Source organism: Kribbella shirazensis (assembly GCF_011761605.1).
Lineage (GTDB): Bacteria > Actinomycetota > Actinomycetes > Propionibacteriales > Kribbellaceae > Kribbella > Kribbella shirazensis.
Genome location: NZ_JAASRO010000001.1, coordinates 5,232,788 through 5,250,312, shown reverse-complemented (window position 1 = coordinate 5,250,312; position 17,525 = coordinate 5,232,788). Strand labels below are relative to the sequence as shown.

14 protein-coding genes are annotated in these 17,525 nt (G+C 69.6%); 5 read left to right on the top strand and 9 right to left on the bottom strand.

Annotated elements, in window-relative coordinates; all coding sequences use genetic code 11:
* Window positions 1–48: 48 nt before the first annotated feature.
* From arc to BJY22_RS25350, 4 genes are all read right to left on the bottom strand, one after another.
* Window positions 49–1,794: a proteasome ATPase gene (arc, locus tag BJY22_RS25365; RefSeq protein WP_167211015.1), complete on the bottom strand. Its 1,746-nt coding sequence runs from the start codon at window positions 1,792–1,794 to the stop codon at window positions 49–51.
* Between the two features lie 69 nt (window positions 1,795–1,863).
* Window positions 1,864–2,856 carry a tRNA (adenine-N1)-methyltransferase gene (locus BJY22_RS25360; RefSeq protein WP_167211012.1) on the bottom strand — a complete coding sequence of 331 codons (993 nt, stop codon included), beginning with the start codon at window positions 2,854–2,856 and terminating at the stop codon, window positions 1,864–1,866.
* Between the two features lie 40 nt (window positions 2,857–2,896).
* On the bottom strand, window positions 2,897–4,051 hold the full coding sequence (locus tag BJY22_RS25355) for a site-2 protease family protein (protein ID WP_238350455.1): 1,155 nt from the start codon (window positions 4,049–4,051) through the stop codon (window positions 2,897–2,899).
* Between the two features lie 35 nt (window positions 4,052–4,086).
* Window positions 4,087–4,902 carry an intradiol ring-cleavage dioxygenase gene (locus BJY22_RS25350; protein WP_167211008.1) on the bottom strand — a complete coding sequence of 272 codons (816 nt, stop codon included), beginning with the start codon at window positions 4,900–4,902 and terminating at the stop codon, window positions 4,087–4,089.
* Window positions 4,903–5,028: 126 nt separating this feature from the next.
* On the opposite strand from BJY22_RS25350, the gene BJY22_RS25345 reads away from it, so the two are divergent.
* The 5 genes from BJY22_RS25345 (at window position 5,029) to glpK (BJY22_RS25325) (ending at window position 11,856) form a co-directional block, all read left to right on the top strand.
* Window positions 5,029–5,916: a RecB family exonuclease gene (locus BJY22_RS25345; protein WP_167211005.1), complete on the top strand. Its 888-nt coding sequence runs from the start codon at window positions 5,029–5,031 to the stop codon at window positions 5,914–5,916.
* Window positions 5,917–5,967: 51 nt separating this feature from the next.
* Window positions 5,968–6,777, top strand: a complete 810-nt coding sequence (locus BJY22_RS25340) for an ABC transporter ATP-binding protein (RefSeq protein WP_167211002.1) — start codon at window positions 5,968–5,970, stop codon at window positions 6,775–6,777.
* A complete protein-coding gene (locus BJY22_RS25335; protein ID WP_167210999.1) occupies window positions 6,777–9,299 on the top strand; it encodes an ABC transporter permease in 2,523 nt (840 codons plus the stop codon). The genes BJY22_RS25340 and BJY22_RS25335 overlap by 1 nt, the downstream gene beginning before the upstream one ends.
* Window positions 9,300–9,372: 73 nt before the next feature.
* A complete protein-coding gene (locus BJY22_RS43080; RefSeq protein WP_167210996.1) occupies window positions 9,373–10,131 on the top strand; it encodes an IclR family transcriptional regulator domain-containing protein in 759 nt (252 codons plus the stop codon).
* Window positions 10,132–10,335: 204 nt separating this feature from the next.
* Complete coding sequence (gene glpK / locus BJY22_RS25325; RefSeq protein ID WP_167210993.1) at window positions 10,336–11,856, top strand: glycerol kinase GlpK; 1,521 nt, start codon at window positions 10,336–10,338, stop codon at window positions 11,854–11,856.
* 3 nt (window positions 11,857–11,859) lie between these two features.
* On the opposite strand, the gene BJY22_RS25320 is transcribed toward glpK (BJY22_RS25325), so the two are convergent.
* From BJY22_RS25320 to BJY22_RS25300, 5 genes are all read right to left on the bottom strand, one after another.
* Entirely contained in the window at window positions 11,860–12,540 is a 681-nt protein-coding gene (locus tag BJY22_RS25320) for a hypothetical protein (RefSeq protein ID WP_167210990.1), read from the bottom strand.
* A gap of 54 nt (window positions 12,541–12,594) precedes the next feature.
* Complete coding sequence (locus tag BJY22_RS25315; RefSeq protein WP_167210987.1) at window positions 12,595–14,307, bottom strand: FAD-dependent oxidoreductase; 1,713 nt, start codon at window positions 14,305–14,307, stop codon at window positions 12,595–12,597.
* 49 nt (window positions 14,308–14,356) lie between these two features.
* Window positions 14,357–15,874, bottom strand: a complete 1,518-nt coding sequence (gene glpK / locus BJY22_RS25310; protein WP_167210984.1) for a glycerol kinase GlpK — start codon at window positions 15,872–15,874, stop codon at window positions 14,357–14,359.
* Between the two features lie 30 nt (window positions 15,875–15,904).
* Window positions 15,905–16,738: an MIP/aquaporin family protein gene (locus tag BJY22_RS25305; protein WP_167210981.1), complete on the bottom strand. Its 834-nt coding sequence runs from the start codon at window positions 16,736–16,738 to the stop codon at window positions 15,905–15,907.
* Window positions 16,739–16,881: 143 nt separating this feature from the next.
* Complete coding sequence (locus tag BJY22_RS25300) at window positions 16,882–17,496, bottom strand: VOC family protein (RefSeq protein ID WP_167210978.1); 615 nt, start codon at window positions 17,494–17,496, stop codon at window positions 16,882–16,884.
* Between the last annotated feature and the right edge of the window lie 29 nt (window positions 17,497–17,525).

Here is a 17,525-nt window from a genome sequence, read left to right as displayed (position 1 = left end):
AACCGCCCCCGGACGCTCGGTCCAGGGGCGGTTCGTCGTACGGCGTGTTTACAGGTACTGACCCGTGTTGGTCGCGGTGTCGATCGACCGTCCGGGCTCGGTGCCCTGCTTGCCGGAGATGAGCGTCCGGATGTAGACGATCCGCTCGCCCTTCTTGCCGGAGATCCGGGCCCAGTCGTCCGGGTTGGTGGTGTTCGGCAGGTCCTCGTTCTCCTTGAACTCGTCCACGCAGGCCTGCAGCAGGTGCTGCACCCGCAGGCCCTTCTGGTTCTCGTCCAGGAACGCCTTGATCGCCATCTTCTTCGCCCGGTCGACGATGTTCTGGATCATCGCGCCCGAGTTGAAGTCCTTGAAGTACAGGACCTCCTTGTCACCGTTGGCGTAGGTGACCTCGAGGAAGCGGTTCTCGTCGGCCTCGGTGTACATCCGCTCGACCGTGCGCTGGATCATTCCGTCCACGCACGCCTGCCGGTCGCCCGCGAACTCGTTGAGGTCGTCGGGGTGCAGCGGGAGCCCGATGGTCAGGTACTTCGAGAAGATGTCCCGGGCCGCTTCCGCGTCGGGGCGCTCGATCTTGATCTTCACGTCCAGCCGGCCGGGCCGCAGGATCGCCGGGTCGATCATGTCCTCGCGGTTCGAGGCGCCGATGACGATGACGTTCTCCAGGCCCTCGACACCGTCGATCTCGCTCAGCAGCTGCGGAACGATCGTGTTCTCCACGTCGGAGGACACCCCGCTGCCGCGGGTCCGGAACAACGAATCCATCTCGTCGAAGAACACGATCACCGGCATGCCCTCGGACGCCTTCTCGCGGGCCCGCTGGAAGACCAGGCGGATGTGCCGCTCGGTCTCGCCGACGTACTTGTTCAGCAGCTCCGGGCCCTTGATGTTGAGGAAGTAGGACTTCTGCCCCTCGGTCCCGGTGCGCTCTGCGACCTTCTTGGCCAGCGAGTTCGCCACCGCCTTGGCGATCAGCGTCTTGCCGCAGCCGGGCGGGCCGTAGAGCAGCACGCCCTTCGGCGGCTTGAGCTCGTGCTCGAGGAACAGTTCCTTGTGCAGGTACGGCAGCTCGACCGCGTCGCGGATCTGGTCGATCTGGCCGCCCAGACCGCCGATGTGGGTGTAGTCGATGTCCGGGACCTCTTCGAGGATCAGCTCCTCGACCTCGGACTTCGGGATCTTCTCGTACACATACCCGGAGCGTGGCTCGAGCAGCAGCGAGTCGCCGGCCCGCAGCGGTACGTCGAGCAGCGGCGAGGCGAGCCTGACGATCCGCTCCTCGTCCGCCTGCGCGATGACCAGCGCCCGCTCGCCGTCGGCGAGCAGCTCCTTCAGCATCACCACGTCGCCGACGACCTCGAACTCGCAGGCCTCGACCACGTTGAGTGCTTCGTTCAGCATCAGTTCCTGGCCGAGCCGGAGCTCGTCCAGATCCACCGACGGGCTCGCCGCGACCCGGAGCTTGCGGCCACCGGTGAACACGTCCAGCGTGTCGTCTTCGTTCCGTCCGAGGAAGGTGCCGAATCCGGAGGGCGGTTGCGCCAGCCGGTCGACCTCCTCCTTCAGGGCGATGATCTTCTCTCGCGCCTCGCGCAGCGTGTCGGCCAGCCGCTCGTTCTGAGCGGTGACACTCGCCAAGGAGGCCTGGGTTTCGGACAGTCTGCTCTCGAGCGACCGGCTGTCCGCCGGGTGCTCCAGCAGCCGACGTCGCAACGCCGCGACTTCGGCTTCCAGGTACCGGACCTGGTTACGCAGTTCTGCCGCGGTAGGACTCTCGTCTCCAGCCACGATCATCACCTCACCATGTGGGGCTCGACCCTATGGACCTTACCCAGAAAACCTCCCCGGGCAAGCTGAATCCCATCACGTGTCGGTTGCGGATGACTCCGTTGCCTGCGGCATGTCGCCGGCGGATTCGGTGGCGGGTTCAGTGGCGGGCGCGGTGCCGGCCTCGGCGCGGCGCGGGCCGAGGTAGTCGTCGCCGTACGCGCCCGGTGCCGGACGGCGCTTCTTCCGGGGCGCCTGCACCCCGTGCGCCATCCGCCGTGCGGTGACCAGGAACGCTGTGTGTCCCTGCATCCGGTGACCCGGGCGAACGGCGAGACCCTCCACGTGCCAGTCTCGCACGAGCGACTCCCACGCGCGCGGCTCGGTGAACTCGCCATGTGCCCTCAGCGTCTCCACAACCCGGCTCAGCTGCGTCGTGGTGGCCACATAGGCACAGAACACCCCACCGGGTGAAAGTGCCTCAGCGACCGCGTCCACGCACTCCCAGGGGGCGAGCATGTCCAGGACGACGCGGTCGACGTCCTGCTCGTTCAGCTTCTCGACCAGGTCGCCGACCTCGAGCCGCCAGGCCGGGTGCTCGCCGCCGAAGAAGCCGGTGACGTTCTTCCGGGCGACCTCGGCGAAGTCCTCGCGGCGCTCGAACGAGATCACCTGCCCGTGGATCCCGACCGCGCGCAGCAGCGCGGTGGTCAGCGCGCCGGACCCGGCGCCCGCCTCGACCACCTTCGCGCCCGGGAAGATGTCGGCCATCGTGACGATCTGCGCGGTGTCCTTCGGGTAGATCACCGCCGCGCCGCGCGGCATCGAGACCGAGTAGTCGGCCATCAGCGGCCGCAGCGCGAGGTACTCGACGTTGCCCTTGGACCGGATCACCACCGCGTCCGGGCCGTCGATCAGGTCGTCGTGCGCGATCCCGCCCTTGGTGGTGTGGAAGATCTTCCCGCGCTCCAGTTTCACCGAGTGCCGGCGGCCCTTGGAGTCCTGCAGGGTGATCCACTCGCCCTCCTGCAGCGGTCCGTGATGGACGCCGGAGAACGCCTTGTCGGGAAAGTCGCGCAAGTCAGCCATAAGGCGCTCACCTTAACTTTCGGTCACCGGAACCGAGTAATCAGCGAGCCCGGAACGCGCGTTCCACATCCGCGGTCGCGAGCACGCCGTACACGCCGCCGTCGGCGTCCAGCACGAGGTACTCCGACGACGGGTGCTGACGGAGTGTGGCGAGGATCTCCTCGCCGGTGTCGTTGACGCCGATGATGTGGCCCCCGCCGATCCGGGTCGAGACCTCGCTCACCGTGGTCCACGGGCGCTGGTTCTCGGCGACCGCCGCGACCGCGGACTCCGACACCAGGGCGTGCGGCTTGCCGTCGCCGTCGATCACCACGACCGCTCCGGCCTGGGACTGGGCGGCCATCCGGACGGCCTCCGAGAGCGGCGTACCGGAATGTACGGCGATGGCGCGGCGGGCCAGCGTACGGACCTGGAGCGCGGGCAGTTTGCGCCGCAGCCGGGCCTGCATCAGCGATGCCGTCGACCCGGACCAGAGGAAGAAGCCGATCAGCAGCGCGATGACGAAGTCGATCAGCGACGGCTCTCGGCCCCAGACCTCCTGGATCAGCACCGGCGCCGCCAGCACCAGCATCGCGAGGATCCGGCCGGCCCAGGCCGCCGCGATCGTGCCGGTGTGCATGTTGCCGGTGATCTTCCAGACGATTGCGCGCAGCACCCAGCCGCCGTCGAGCGGCAGGCCGGGAAGCAGGTTCGTGACGCCGACGATCAGGTTCGCGATGCCGAGCTCCCACAGCGCGACGTACCCGACGCCCTCGTCGAAGGCACGCGACGCGAGGTACGCGAGTCCGCCGACGATCAGCGAGGCGACCGGGCCGACCACCGAGACCGCGAACTCCTCCAGCGGCGACTTCCGCTCGCCCTCGATGTGGGTGCCGGCCGCGAAGAAGCCGAGGTTGATCTCGGAGACCGGGATGCCGAACCGCATCGCCATCAGCGCGTGCGCCAGCTCGTGGATCAGGATCGACACCGTGAACGCGATCACGAACGCGAACGCAGCGACGTACCGCCAGCCGCCGAGCTCCGGGAACTGCCGCCCGATGATCGTCGCGAACCCGATCGCGAGCAGCATCGCCACCGGCAGCCAGGTGAACCGCATGGTCAGTTTGATCCCGCGCACGCGACCGAGAACCCAGGTTCCGGGAGGCGTCTGACCGGCCGGCTGGGCGGGATTCTGGGAGTCGCGCGAGTCTGGCATCAAGCCAACGCTACTGGGCCGCCGGTAACCGGCTGCTACACACCCACCGTCAGCGTGGCGACGTACCCGCTGCCGGCGTCCCCGGTGACGGTCGCGAGCTGGCGTACGCCGTTGTCGTCGCCGAACACGTTGTCGTTCTCGAGCGACGTCTGGCCGAGGTTCTGCGCGCTGCCGTCGTACCCGTCGGTGGCGTACACCGTGCCGCAGACGTCCTCGGGAAGGGCGAGCTGCGAGGTGCGGGTGATCTGGCCGGCCTTCGTCGCCTCGTCGAGGCTCGAGTACACCTCGAAGTGGATGTGCGGCCAGCGACCGGGGTACGCGGCGGGGAAGATCGTGGTGAACGTGACCTTGCCCGAGCCGTCGGCCGGCTGGACGCCGCGCAGGTAGTTCTCGTTCGTGACGCCGTCGGAGTACAGGGAGTACCGGCCCTCCGCGTCGCAGTGCCACAGGTAGACGGCGGCACCCGCGATCGGCTGGTCCTGGTCGGCGTCGACGACGGTGAGCTGGACCGACAGCGGTACGCCGGTCGCGACGCCTGACGCGGAGCCGAACGACTTGGTGATGTCGCTGCGCACGATGCCGGACTGGGTGAGCACGTTGGGGCCGTTGGACCCGTCGCCCGGGTACGGTCCGCCGGTCTCCTGCGGGATCTCGTCCACGTCGGTGGCGCCGGTCGTTGCCGTGGTCGACGGAGTACTGGAGGTGGTGGCGGGGTCGTCGGTCGTGCAGCCTGCGACGGCGGCGAGGCCGGCGGCGGTGAACAGGCCGAGGAAGCGCCGGCGGTGCAGGGTCGCGAGGTCGTACTCGAGGCCGCGGTCGTGGTTCGGTGGTGGATTCCGGGGTGGGGTCATGCTTCGAGCATGACGCCGTACGCCGGGCGCCGGCAGTGAGTTCGCTGGGAGTTTGCTGGGAGGGGTTTTCCACAGGCCCGGGCGGGGTGCGCGCAAAGTGTCGGCGGTTGTGCCTAGGGTTTGGGCATGAGCGTTGCAGCAGCTGTCGATCCGCATGTGCATCCGCGAGGAGCCTTGTCGCCCTCTCGAGCCGCGGACTTCATGAGCTGCCCGCTGAAGTACCGGTTCCGGGTCGTGGACCGGCTGCCGGAGAAGCCGTCCGCGGCCGCCGTCCGCGGGACGGTCGTCCATGCCGTGCTGGAGCGGTTGTTCGACCTGCCGCGCGGGCAGCGGACGCCGGAGCAGGCGGCGCAGATGCTCGAGCCGCAGTGGCAGCGCGTCCTCGAGGAGGAGCCGGAGGTCGCCGAGCTGTTCGCGGAGGACGCGAGCGGCGATGAGCTGGCGAAGTGGCTCGCCGAGGCACACGAGCTGCTCGGCAAGTACTTCACACTCGAGGACCCGAACGCGCTGGAGCCCGCCGAGCGCGAGCTGTACGTCGAGACAGCGCTGGACTCCGGTCTGGTACTGCGGGGGTACGTCGACCGGCTCGACGTCGCGCCGACCGGCGAGATCCGGGTCGTCGACTACAAGACCGGCCGCTCGCCGTCGGAGTTCTTCGAGGCGAAGGCGCTGTTCCAGATGAAGTTCTATGCGCTGGTGCTGTGGAAGCTGCGCGGCGTCGTACCGGCGATGCTGCAGCTGGTCTACCTCGGCAACGGTGAGATCGTCCGCTACGTCCCCGACGAGGCCGATCTGCGCGCCTGCGAGCGCAAGGTCTCCGCGCTGTGGACCGCGATCACCCGCGCCCTCGACTCCGGCGACTGGCGCCCCAGCCCCGGCCCGCTCTGCGACTGGTGCGACCACAAAGCGATCTGCCCCGCCTTCGGAGGCACCCCGCCGCCACTGCCCACCCGCTCCGTCGAGGAGGTCGCGGCCGAATCGGCCGGCGTCGACCTGATCACGGTCGACGGTTAGGTCCTGACCTCCACCCCGGGAGAGGAACCTCGGGTCGATACGGTTCGTCGCATGAGCGTGGGCGATGTCGCGGTGCGGGCGGTCGAGGTCTGGAAGCGGTACGGCGGTGGGTCGACGCAGGTTGATGCGCTGGCCGGGGTGAGTGCGGACTTCGGGAAGGGCCGGTTCACCGCGATCATGGGGCCGTCGGGCTCCGGCAAGTCCACGTTGCTGCACTGTCTCGCGGGGCTGGACACTCCGACCGACGGAAAGGTCCTGCTCGGCGACGTCGATCTGACCACGCTGCCCGAGAAGCAGCTCACCCACCTGCGCCGCGACCGGATCGGGTTCGTGTTCCAGGCGTTCAACCTGGTCCCGACGCTGTCGGCGCTGGAGAACATCACGCTCCCCCTCGACCTCGCCGGCCGCAAGCCCGACCAGGACTGGCTGGCCACGGTCGTCGAGGCGATCGGGCTCACCGACCGTCTCCGCCACCGCCCGTCCCAGCTGTCCGGCGGTCAGCAGCAGCGGGTCGCCTGCGCCCGCGCGCTGGTGTCCCGCCCGGACGTCGTGTTCGCCGACGAGCCGACCGGCAACCTCGACTCCCGCTCGTCCGGTGACGTCCTGGACTTCCTGCACCGGTCCGTGCGCGACTACGACCAGACCGTCGTGATGGTCACCCACGACCCGACCGCCGCGTCGTACGCCGACCGCGTCCTGTTCCTTGCCGACGGCATCCTGCAGTCCGAGCTTCTCGACCCGACGGCCGAGTCCGTGCTCGACGCGATGAAAAAACTCGACGCCGACCAGGACGACCAGGACGAGGGAGCCCGCCGGACCGGCGGCGCGCCCGACGACGCCGCGGACGAGCTGGCGGGCTGATGTTCAAGCTCGGCCTCCGCTCGGTCCTCGCACACCGGCTGCGCTTCGTGCTGTGCACCGTCGCCGTCACCCTCGGCGTCGCGTTCGCCGGTGGCGCGATGGTCTTCACCGACACCCTGTCCACCGCACTGAAGAAGAACTTCGCCGTCAGTACGGCGGACATCACCGTCACGCCGTCCGCTCCGATCGCGACCGGCACCGACCGGCCGGCGACATTCCAGTCCGCGGTCCTCGACCGCGTCCGCGTCGTCCCGGGCGTCGCCGACGCGCGCCCGCAGCTGCTGATCAGCAACGTCGAGATCCTCGGCCCGGACGGCAAGCTGGTGCAGAACTACGGCCTGACCAGCTTCGGCGCCTCCTGGCCGCTCGATCCCCGGACCGCGCCGTTCAAGGTGGTCCAGGGCGTCGCTCCGTCGGGCAGCGAGCAACTCGCGCTCGACGAGTCGACGGCCTCCCGCGCGGGCTACCACCTCGGTGACAAGGTCCGGATCGTCACGCCGGTCCGGGCCGTCACCGCGACCCTCACCGCGACCACCACCCCGGCGGTCGCCGGTGCCGCGGCCGGTGCACCGCTGGTCAGCTTCGACGGCGCGACCGCCCAGCTCCTGCTGCTCGGCGAGCCGGGCTGGACGTCGATCACCGTCTCGGTCAAGCCCGGTTCGGACCCGGACACGGTCAGCCAGGCGATCAGCAAGGAGATCGGCGACTCGGTCAAGGTGCGGACGGCCAAGCAGGTCACCGCGGACGGAGAGCACGACCTCGACAACACCTTCGGCGGCTTCGGCACCGTCCTCATGCTGTTCGCCTGCCTCGCGCTGTTCGTCGGCGCGTTCCTGATCGTCAACACGTTCGCGATGGTGGTCGCGCAGCGGTCCCGTGAGCTCGCAATGCTCCGCGCGATCGGTGCCTCCCGTGGGCAGGTGACCCGCACGATCCTCGTCGAGAGCACAGTGATCGGCTTCCTCGGCGCCACCTTCGGCCTGCTGATCGGCGTCGGCGTCGCGGTCGTGATCCGCGCGATCTACCAGCTCCTCGAGCTGCGGATCCCGACCGCGTCGCTGCAGGTCTCGCCGGGCACGGTCATCGCCTGCTACGTGATCGGCATCGGCGTCACCGTGGCCGCGGCGGCCCCGGCGGCGCGCCGGGCCGGCAAGCTCCCGCCGGTCGCCGCGATGCGCGACGACGTGAGCATCCCGGAACGTTCGCTGCTCGTCCGGGGCCTGATCGGCGCCTTCATGCTGCTGATGGCGGTGCTCCTCTACGGGCTCGGCATGAACGCCGGCGGTCTCCCGGGCGTCGTACTCATCACGCTCGCCGCCGGGATCGCCGTACTCGCCGTCGTGATGCTCAACCCGCTGCTCAGCCGGTACGTCGTCCGCGCGCTGATGTACCCGTTCGGCCGCAAGGCGCCTGTCACCCTCGGCCGCCGCAACGCCGAGCGGAACCCGCGGCGTACCTCGGCCACCGCGTCCGCACTGATGATCTCGGTCTCGCTGATCAGCGGCCTGCTGGTGATCGCCGCGTCCGCGAAGGCCTCGATCAACGAGGGCATCGTCGAATCGCTCGGCACCTCCGACATCCTGATCTCGAGCGAGGGCACGTCCAGCTTCAGCCCCGAGGTCGGCGACCGGGCGGCCAAGGTCGCCGGCGTCGAGTCGGTGCACCGGGTCCGGGAGGAGTCCGGCCAGGTCGGACCGACGAACGTGAAGGTCAGCGGCATCAGCGACGGCACACTCGACGGGCCGATCACGACGACGTTCGACTCCGGGTCCGCGGCGGCGCTCGGCGCCGGCCAGGCCCTCCTCCCCCGGAACCTGGCCAAGACACTCGGCGTCGGTGTCGGCAAGACGTTCGACCTGAAGACGGCGACCGGCACGCACCGGCTGACCGTCGGCGGCATCCTCGCCCCGAACCGGCAACTCAACGCGGTCGTCGTGTCGCTCCCGACGTACGACGCGTTGGGTGGCGCGGCGACCGACACCCTGGTGTACGTCGATGTTGCCAAGGGCAACCAGGTGGGACAGGTCCGGGCCGGGCTCGTCGAGCAGTTCACGAAGGACTACCCGTCGATCCGGGTCCGCGACCAGCAGGCGTACTCCGCCGACGCCCGGCTGCCCGTGAACGGGGTGCTCGCCGGGGTCGGGTTCCTGCTCGCGCTGGCGATCCTGATCGCGCTGCTCGGCATCGTCAACACGCTCGCGCTCGGCGTGGTCGAGCGGACCCGGGAGATCGGCCTGCTGCGGGCGATCGGGATGGACCGGCCGCAGCTGAGCCGGATGTTGCGGGTCGAGTCGATCGCGATCACGTCGCTCGGGTCGCTGCTCGGCCTGGCGATCGGGGTGGCGGTCGCGTCGTCGATCCAGTCGGCGATGGTGGACGACGGGCTCGCCGTCCGGGACATCCCGGTGCTGCAACTCGTCATCGCCGCCGCGGTGGCTGTCGGGTTCGGCGTACTGGCCGCTGTCTGGCCGTCGCGCCGGGCGGCCCGGCTGGACGTCCTGCGCGCCATCGCCTCGGAGTGACCGGAGTGACCCGGGTCGCTTGTGCGGCACGCGAGGTGGAGCCAGACCAGTGATTCACAGGTAGCCTGCCGGTGTGCCGGGGACCGTGCAGTCGATCGAGCGGGCCGCGGCGGTGCTGCGACTGCTCGCCGCCGCGCCGAACGGGCTGGGGGTCGCCGACCTCGCGAACGCGCTCGGGCTGGCGAAGACGACCGTGCACGGGATCCTCCGGACGCTGCACCAGGTCGGGTTCGTCGACCAGGACCACAGCGGGGCGCACTATCACCTGAGCGACGCGTTCGGCCGGCTCGGCGAGAGCTACCTCGACCCGAACGAGCTGCGCAGCCGCGCGATCAACTGGGCCGACTCACTCGCCTCGCGCAGCGGCGAGGTGGTGCGGGTGGGACGCCTGGTCGAGGGCAAGGTGATGGTCGTGCATCACGTGTTCCGCCCCGACGACAGCGATCAGGACCTCGATGTCGGTACGACGCTGCCGCCGCACGCCACCGCCCTCGGGAAGGCGGTGCTCGCCTTCGACACGAGCGGCGCCGCGCGGCCGCGGGTGCTGGAGGCGTTCACCACCCGGACGATCACCGACCCGGCCAAGCTTCTCGAGGAGCTCGCGACGGTGCGGGCCAGCGGCTGGGCGACCGAGTTCGAGGAGCACACGGTCGAGCTGGCCGGCATCGCGGCCCCGATCCGCGGCCTCGGCGGCCTGGTCGTCGGCGCGGTCGGCCTCGCCGGACGCATCGAACGCATCTGCGACAGCCGGCTGCGCCACCGCGGCGACCTCGTCAGCATGGTTCGAGCCACCGCCGACGCCATCGCCCGAGACCTCCGGGACGACTCATGACCCGGCCGGCCGGTCAGCGCACCGCTGCTGGGTTGCCCGCTCAGCTGGAGGGTTGCCCCCTCATATTTTCAGTGGGCAACCCTCCAGGTGAAGGGTTGACCCCTCGCCTGGCGGGTTCGCCGACGGCGGGCGGGGCGGCGGTACGGCGGAGCGTGGGGCGGCGGGGGCGGGTACTTCGGGGCGTGGTGAGCGGGGGGTGTGGTGATGGCTGAGCAGTATGTGGCCGCGGTGGATCAGGGGACCAACTCGAGTCGGTGCATCTTGTTCGATCGGCGGGGGCGGTTGGTTTCGGTGGCGCAGCGGGAGCACCGCCAGCTGTTCCCGCGGCCGGGGTGGGTGGAGCACGACGCCGAGGAGATCTGGCGGAACGTGGCGCGGGTGGTTCCGGCCGCGGTCCGGCAGATCGGGGCCGCGCCGTCGCAGGTCGTTGCCATCGGCATCACCAATCAGCGCGAGACCAGCCTGCTCTGGGATCGCCGTACCGGACGCCCGATCGGTCACGCCGTCGTCTGGCAGGACACGCGAACCGACCGGCTGGTGACAGAGCTCGCCGGTGACGACGGCCCGGACCGGTTCGCGGATCTCTGCGGCCTGCCGTTGACGACGTACTTCTCGGCGCCGCGGATCAAGTGGATGCTCGACCACACCCCCGGGCTGCGGCAGCGGGCCGAGCGCGGCGAGGTGCTCTTCGGCACGATGGAGTCCTGGCTGATCTGGAACTTCACCGGCGGGCCGGACGGTCCGGGGCAGCACATCACCGATGTCACCAACGCCAGCCGCACGATGCTGATGAACATCGAGACCCTCGACTGGGACGACAAGCTGCTCGACGCGTTCGACGTACCGCGTGCGATCCTGCCCGAGATCCGCCCGTCGTCAGGCGTTCTCGCGACCGCGACCGAAGTACTTCCCGGCGTCCGGATCGGGGCGGCGCTCGGGGACCAGCAGGCCGCGCTGTTCGGGCAGACCTGCTTCAGTGCGGGCGAGGCGAAGTGCACGTACGGCACCGGGTCGTTCCTGCTGATGAACACCGGGCAGGAGATCGTCCGGTCCAAGCACGGGATGCTCACCACCGTCGCGTACCAGATCGGCGACCAGCCGGCCTCGTACGCGCTCGAAGGGTCGATGGCGGTGACCGGGTCGCTGGTGCAGTGGTTCCGCGACGGGCTCGGGATGATCCACACCGCGGCCGAGATCGAGACCCTCGCACGGACGGTCGAGGACAACGGCGGCGCGTACATCGTGCCGGCGTTCTCCGGCCTGTTCGCGCCGCACTGGCGCAGTGAGGCGCGCGGGGTCATCGCCGGCCTTACCGGCTACATCACCAAGGGGCATCTGGCCCGGGCGGTGCTGGAGGCGACCGGGTTCCAGACCCTCGAGGTGGTCGACGCGATGAACGCCGACTCCGGGATCGCGCTGACCGCGCTGAAGGTCGACGGCGGGATGACGGCCAACAACCTGCTGATGCAGTTCCTCGCCGACCTGCTCGACGTGCGCGTCGTCCGTCCGATGGTGACCGAGACCGTGTCCCTCGGGGCCGCGTACGCCGCCGGACTCGCCGTCGGGTACTGGCCGGACCTCGAAGGCCTCCGCAGCAACTGGCACCGCGCCGGCCAATGGATGCCGCACATGGATCCGGCCCGCCGCGCGACGGAGTACGCCAACTGGCAGGCCGCCGTCCAACGCACCTTCAACTGGATCCGCACCGAGGACCAGGAGCTGTAACGGTCAGTCGGCTCTCCCCGGGAGGCGGCCTCGGAACAGTTGGATGCTGACGGCGACGACCCAGATCCAGAAGACGGCGTACGGGACCAGCCAGATCGGCGTGGTCCAGAACGCACGGCCCAGCAGGAAGCCGATCGCGGCGACGAGCCCGATCCAGCCCAGCCAGCTCGGGAGCGACGGCGTACCCACCATGATCCATCCGGACGCGGCCAGGAAGCCGGCCAGTGCCACCCACGCGTTCGCGAACCCGAGGTTGCCCATGTCGAAGGCGTACCGGGCGATCTGCGGGTCCACGCCGTCGTCGGTGCGATACCCGGCCAGCTCCCAGCCCGGACTCATCAGCAGTACGACGAACGCGATCCCGGACGTCAGCGCGATCGCCGACCGCCACGCCGGCCTGCCCTCCGCCTCACGAAGCATCACCCACAACACCGAGACGAAGCACCCCAGCGCGAGTACGGCGATCAGGCCCAGGTAGGTCCCGATCGCGTACAGCGTGTCGTGCCGCGCCTCGAGGAAGCGCAGGATCTCGTCACCGGACGCGTCGAACGCCGGCTCACTGCCGCCGATCTGAACCAGCGCCTGGCTTGCCGCCACCAGCACCAGGCCGGCCAGGCCGGCCGCTCCTCCGGTGACCGACGCGGCCCGCCACTCACTATGGAGCTGTGTGGTCTCCCCCGTCATGTGTCGTCCCTCCCGTTTCGAGTAGGCCACGGGAGGGACGGCACCGTCCAGGGGTCAGGCCGGGGAGACGATGTCCGGGGCCTCGAGGCGGACCTTGTCGGCGGACTCGTCGTCGGGCTGGTCCTGGGAGTCGCGTTCGGACTGCACCCGCTGGAGGTAGAACGAGACCTCGCGCTCGATCGTCGCCTCGTCCCAGCCGAGGATCGGGGCGACCAGGCGGGCGGCCGCCTCGGCGGCGCCGACGCCGCGGTCCCAGGCCTCGATCGAGATGCGGGTACGGCGGGCCAGGATGTCGTCGAGATGGCGAGCACCCTCGGCCTTGGCGCCGTACACGATCTCGGCCTTCAGGTAGTCCTGCGTACCGGGCAGTTGCTCGCCCAGTGACGGGTCCTCGGCGACGAGCTCGAGCACCTCCTCGACCAGCGCGCCGTACCGGTTCAGCAGGTGCTCGATCCGGGCCACGTGCAGCCCGGAGCGCTGCGCGATCAGGTGCCGCTGGTTCCACAGCGCGTGGTACCCGTCCGCGCCGACCAGCGGGATGTTCTTGGTGACACTGCGCGGCACCCGCCCGTCGAGCGCGTCCGCGGCCGCGTCGATCGCGTCCTTCGCCATCACCCGGTACGTCGTGTACTTGCCACCGGCAACCACCACGAGACCGGGCGCCGCGTGCGCGACGACGTGCTCGCGGGACAACTTCGACGTACTCTCCGACTCACCGGCGAGCAGCGGCCGCAGTCCGGCGTACACGCCCTCGACGTCCTCGCGGGTCAGCGGGGTCGTGAGGACGGCGTTCACGTGGTCGAGCAGGTACTCGATGTCCTTGCTCGTCGCGGCCGGATGCGCCTTGTCCAGGTGCCAGTCGGTGTCCGTGGTGCCGATCAGCCAGTGCCGGCCCCACGGGATGATGAACAGCACCGACTTCTCGGTCCGCAGGATCATCCCGGTGCTGGACTGGATCCGGTCCTTCGGTACGACGAGGTGGATGCCCTTCGACGCGCGGACGTGGTACTGCCCGCGCTCCCCCACCATCGCCTGCGTGTCGTCGGTCCAGACCCCGGTCGCGTTCACGACCTGTTTCGCCCGGACCTCGAACTCACGCCCGCTCTCCAGGTCCTTCGCCTCGACGCCGGTGACCCGCTCGCCCTGGCGCAGGAAGCCGGTGACCTTCACCCGGTTCGCGACGTGAGCGCCGTACGACGCCGCGGTCCGGGCCAGCTCCATCGTGTGCCGCGCGTCGTCGACCTGCGCGTCGTAGTACTGCAGCGCGCCGACCAGTGCGGACTTCTTGAGCGACGGCACGAGGCGCATCGCGCCGCGCCGGGTCAGGTGCCGGTGGATCGGCAGCCCGGCGCCCAATCCCGAGCTGACCGCCATCCCGTCATACAGGGCGACGCCGGCGCCCGCGTAGAACCGCTCCCACCACCGGTGCTGGAGCGGGTACAGGAACGGCACCGGCTTCACCAGGTGCGGTGCCAGGCGTTGCAGGAGCAGACCGCGCTCCTGCAACGCCTCGTGCACGAGTCGGAAGTCGAGCATCTCCAGGTAGCGCAGGCCGCCGTGGATCAGCTTGCTGGACCTGCTGGACGTGCCGCTCGCGAAGTCGCGAGCCTCCAGCAGTCCGGTGGTCAGGCCGCGGGTGGCGGCGTCGAGCGCCGCCCCGGTGCCGACCACCCCGCCACCGATCACCAGGACGTCCAGTTCCCGTCCGTCGGCCAGCGCGTCGATCGCGTCGGCCCTTGCTTGCGGTGACAGAGCCACTACAGCCACTGTGTTGTCCCTTCCGATCCTTGTGTCGTGCTACTTCAGCCGACCTGTTTCAGTCGACGTCGACCCAGTCCAGCGTCCGCTGGACGGCCTTCTGCCAGCCGGTGTACCCCTGGGCGCGCTGCTCGTCGTTCCACTGCGGCTCCCACCGCTTGTCCTCGTTCCAGTTCTGCACGAGCTCGTCCTTGTTCTTCCAGAAGCCCACGGCGAGCCCGGCCGCGTACGCCGCCCCGAGAGCGGTGGTCTCCGCGACGACCGGCTTGCTCACCGGTACGCCGAGGATGTCGGCCTGCATCTGCATGCAGAGCTCGTTCGCCGTGACACCGCCGTCGACCTTCAGGACGTCGAGCCGCACGCCCGAGTCCTTCTCCATCGCGTCCGCGACGTCCTTGCTCTGGTAGCAGATCGCTTCCAGTGTCGCGCGCGCCAGGTGGGCGTTGGTGTTGAACCGGGACAGACCGACGATCGCCCCGCGGGCGTCGGACCGCCAGTACGGCGCGAACAGGCCGGAGAACGCGGGCACGAAGTACACGCCGCCGTTGTCCTTGACCTGCCGGGCCAGCGTCTCGGTCTCGCTTGCACCGGAGATGATGCCGAGCTGGTCGCGCAGCCACTGCACCGCGGACCCGGTGACCGCGATCGAGCCCTCCAGCGCGTACACCGGGGCCTCGTCGCCGAACTTGTAGCACATCGTGCTGAGCAGGCCCGCCTTCGAGCGGACGAGCTCGGTGCCGGTGTTCAGCAGCATGAAGTTGCCGGTGCCGTAGGTGTTCTTCGCCTCACCAGGATTGAAGCACACCTGCCCGACGGTCGCGGCCTGCTGGTCGCCGAGGTCACCGGTCAGCGGGATGACGCCGCCCACCGGGCCGTTCGCGAGCGTCTCGCCGTACTTGTTCGGATCCGACGACGGCCGGATCTCGGGAAGCATCGACCGCGGGATGTTGAAGAAGCTGATCAGCTCGTCGTCCCAGTCGAGCGTCTCGAGGTTCATCAGCATGGTCCGGCTGGCGTTGGTCACGTCGGTGACGTGGACACCGCCCTCGGTGCCGCCGGTCAGGTTCCAGAGCAGCCAGGTGTCGGTGTTGCCGAACACCGCGTCCCCGGCCTCGGCGGCCTCGCGGACACCGTCGACGTTCTCCAGGATCCACTGCACCTTGCCGGCCGAGAAGTACGTCGCCGGCGGCAGACCGGCCTTCTGCCGGATCACGTCGCCCTTGCCCTCCCGCTCCAGCGCGGAGGCGATCCGGTCCGTGCGGGTGTCCTGCCAGACGATCGCGTTGTAGTACGGGCGGCCGGTCTTGCGGTTCCACACCACCGCGGTCTCGCGCTGGTTGGTGATGCCGAGCGCAGCCAGGTCGCTCGCCTGCAGGCCCTGCGCGTTCATCGCGGTCCGGATCACCGCGCTGGTGCGCTCCCAGATCTCCACCGGGTTGTGCTCGACCCAGCCGGCCTGCGGCAGGATCTGCTCGTGCTCCAGCTGGTGCTTGCCGACTTCGTTGCCGGAATGGTCGAAGATCATGAAGCGGGTGCTCGTGGTGCCCTGGTCGACGGAGCCGACGAAGTCAGCCATGGATAGTCCTCTCCTCACAGTCGCTGGAGCTCATGCGGTCTTCTCCTCGGGGATCCGGCCGGGCTCCTCTTCCTCGTCGGGGATCGGCAGGTACCGGCCGACGAGCAGGTCGTACAGGAACGCGCCGACGAGCGCGCCGATGATCGGTGCGACGATCGGCACCCAGAAGTACACGTCCCCGAACTGGTCCTTGAATGCCCCACCGTAGCCGGTGAGGAACGACGCCAGCCGGGGGCCGAAGTCGCGCGCCGGGTTGATCGCGTACCCGGCGTTGGTGCCCCACGCCATACCGATACCGACGACCACCAGGCCGACGATGAACGGCGCCAAGTTGGCCGCGGGCGCGGTGTTGCGCAGGTCGGTGATCGCCAGGATCAGCAGCATCAGGATCGCCGTACCGATGATCTGGTCCCGGAAGCCGCCCCACATGCCGACCCCGAGGTCCAGGCTGCCGTTGCCCGGAAGCGTGGAGAACACCCCCTGGCTCTTGATGGTGAGGCCGGGGTCGAACTTGTTGAGTGCCTCGGTGTAGTTCCAGCGAACCACGAGCGCCGCCAGGAACGCTCCGAGGAACTGCGCCACCGAGTACGGCAGCACCTTGCGCCAGCTGAACCCGCGGAACGCCGCCAGCGCGATCGTCACCGCCGGGTTCAGATGCGCTCCGGTCATCCGGCCGGCGACGTAGATGCCCAGCGTCACGCCGAGACCCCACGCCCACGAGATCGAGTCGTGGTCGCCGATCCCGCCGGCCACCACCTGAGCCACCACACCGCAGCCGAACAGGATCAGTACGAACGTGCCCGCGAGCTCCGCCGAACACTCCCCCAGGAGGGTCTTCGCCTTGACCGCTTCGGTCGTAGCCATACCAACCTCCTTTCCTCGCCGTGACGACCACGGCTGGCTGGAATCTAGGAGCGATGCACCACAGGTACAACGCCCTCCGTTCGACATTGTCGAACGGAGGGTCCGGCCAACCTCACTGCGACACTCAGTGCTCGCACGATTACTCACAGGCACCGAAACACGCCGCTGGGACCGCGCACCTCCGCGGTGAGGCGAGACGGACCGAGCTCGACGTCCAGACGCAGCCCAAGCCTGTCGAGGACCGCTCTCACCTGTTCCGCGTTCGGATGGGTGGCGGTCAGCCCGAGCAGCTCCGCGGACGGTAGGCCGGTGGTCGTGGGGTGCAGGGTTGCGCCCCAGTCGATGAGGAAGGGCACGAGGCCGTCGTACGGCGCGGGCTCGGTCGAGCTCACACGCCAGCTGAGCAGGTCCCCGGTCGCGGTGCGGCGGGACAGCGGGACGAGTTCCCCGAGCTCCACCCCCTGCTCCCGCGCCTCGGCCACGAACGCGTCCGCGTCGGGCGGGTGGATCGCCCAGGTGACCAGGCGCTCACGGTCCAACGGGTACGGCGGATGGGCGTCCGGCGCGGGCTCCGGGTCCGCGCCGAGAAACTCGAGGTACGCCGTACCTCCAAGCCCGACGAGGTAGTTACGGGTCCCCCAGCGCGCGTGCCGCCCACCGACGACGGGCACCACGCCGGTGGCAGCGGCGAAGGCGGCGACAGTGGCCTCCAGGTCGGCGGTGGCCAGAACCAGATGGTCGAGCAGCGCTTCCGGCATAAGCCGACCGTACGACGCTAGGTTGTTCT